The sequence below is a fragment of the Psychromonas antarctica genome, from assembly GCF_022267535.1.
GTDB lineage: Bacteria > Pseudomonadota > Gammaproteobacteria > Enterobacterales > Psychromonadaceae > Psychromonas > Psychromonas antarctica.
Map to the genome: position 1 here is coordinate 1 of NZ_JAHNZV010000225.1, position 1,736 is coordinate 1,736.

General features: G+C 36.7%; 2 protein-coding genes. Both read left to right on the forward strand.

The window, feature by feature from the left end; all coding sequences use genetic code 11:
- Window positions 1-342: 342 nt before the first annotated feature.
- Entirely contained in the window at window positions 343-1,119 is a 777-nt protein-coding gene (locus KSO91_RS17120; RefSeq protein WP_238744231.1) for a ferredoxin--NADP reductase, read from the forward strand.
- A 43-nt stretch (window positions 1,120-1,162) separates the two neighbouring features.
- Entirely contained in the window at window positions 1,163-1,543 is a 381-nt protein-coding gene (locus KSO91_RS17125) for a TehB family protein (protein WP_238744232.1), read from the forward strand.
- The last annotated feature ends 193 nt before the right edge of the window (window positions 1,544-1,736 follow it).

The window sequence follows — 1,736 nt, forward strand, 5'->3', positions numbered from 1 at the left end:
GCAATAACCAGTTATTGCTGCGATGATTCGCCTTGAACTACGCAAAACTAACAGCACTGTATAATATGTTTTTTAACTTTTTGATATTTAATCTAATTTCGCTTCCATTATCCAGAACTGAGGTTAATTAACTCACTTTAACTGCTATTTGCAATGCATGCCATATAAGTTGCATATCAAATGCAACTTATAATATACTGTTAATCAATGCTTGTTTACTAATCAAGTGAGGTAGCTTTGTAGACATTATATTTGTTAAACAACCTCTCTTGTAGAGTTGTTTATATTGTGAATAAGCAATAATGGCCCGCTAGTGTATAACAGCAAAAAGAGGGGAATGTTATGTCTGAACTACCGCATGGTCTGATAGAAGGCACGGTGATAGAACGTATAGATTGGACTGATAATGTCTTTAGTCTAATCGTAACAGCGCCTATAAATAATTATATTGCAGGACAATTTACCAAATTAGCATTGCAAAATTTATCGGGAGAATGGATTCGTAGAGCTTATTCCTTGGTTAATAGCCCTAACCATAAAAAGGGCTATCAGGAGATGGAGTTTCTTCTTATTACAGCCGCTGAGGGCGAGTTAAGCCCACGATTAAATGCCTTAACAAAAGATGATCGTATCTATGTCGGTAAAGAAGCATGCGGCTTTATGACCCTAGAGGAAATTCCAGAGGAAGCGAAGGACTTATGGCTATTATCAACGGGCACGGCGATTGGACCTTTTCTGGCGATTTTAGATGAACAGCTGACACAATCAAGATTTGAAAATATAGTGTTAGTGAATGCAGTAAGAACAGAAGCTGAATTAGTCTATCAATCTAAAATACAGGCGTTAGTCGAGCGTTATCAAGGCAAGTTGCGTTATATTCCTATTGTCTCAAGGCAGCATTGTGCAAGGGCGTTGACAGGCCGCATACCTGCATTATTAGGATCTGGGGAATTAGCTAAAAAAGCACACGTTAAGTTAACGCCAGAAAACAGTTTCTTCTATTTGTGTGGTAACCCATGCATGGTACACGATACAAGTGACGTTTTAATTCAACTTGGTTACCGTAAACATTTACGCAGAAAAGCCGGCCAATATAGTTCAGAGAATTATTGGCAATAATCTATTATTTAACAAAAGTTATTATTAATTTAAGGAATTTATTATGAGTCATTTACGTATACCTGCTAACTGGAAAATTCAACGTTCTACTCCTTTTTTTACGAAAGAGAATGTCCCCAGCGCATTACTCTCGCACCATAATACTGCTGAAGGTGTATTCGGTCAGTTATGTGTGATGGAAGGTGTCGTTACTTATTATGGTTTTGCTGATGGTGATGCAACCGAGCCTGAAGTGAAAGTGGTTATTAATGCTGGACAGTTTGCCACTAGCCCACCCAGTTATTGGCACCGCATTGAAATCAGTGAAGATGCACAATTCAATATCAATTTTTGGTCAGATAAAGATAGAACCGATAAACCTATGTTCAATGCAAAAAAAATAAATGCGCAGATTGATCTAACAAGTAATGAAAAAACACATTAATTAAGAGGAATACTATGGGAATCAGCTTTTCAGACCCGGAAAGACTAAAAGAGATATTTGATGGTGAAAATCGAGAAGAATGGCAAAAAACATCTTATATAATAAAAAAATTACAACTTAACAGCAACACAGTTATTGCTGATGTAGGTGCTGGAACGGGGTATTTTTCAAATATTTTTTCAGAGAATATATC

Bases quoted from the DNA above. Each gene is read 5' to 3' on its own strand.
- KSO91_RS17120 (WP_238744231.1), top strand. From the start codon at position 343: ATGTCTGAACTACCGCATGGTCTGATAGAAGGCACGGTGATAGAACGT.
- KSO91_RS17125 (WP_238744232.1), top strand. From the start codon at position 1,163: ATGAGTCATTTACGTATACCTGCTAACTGGAAAATTCAACGTTCTACT.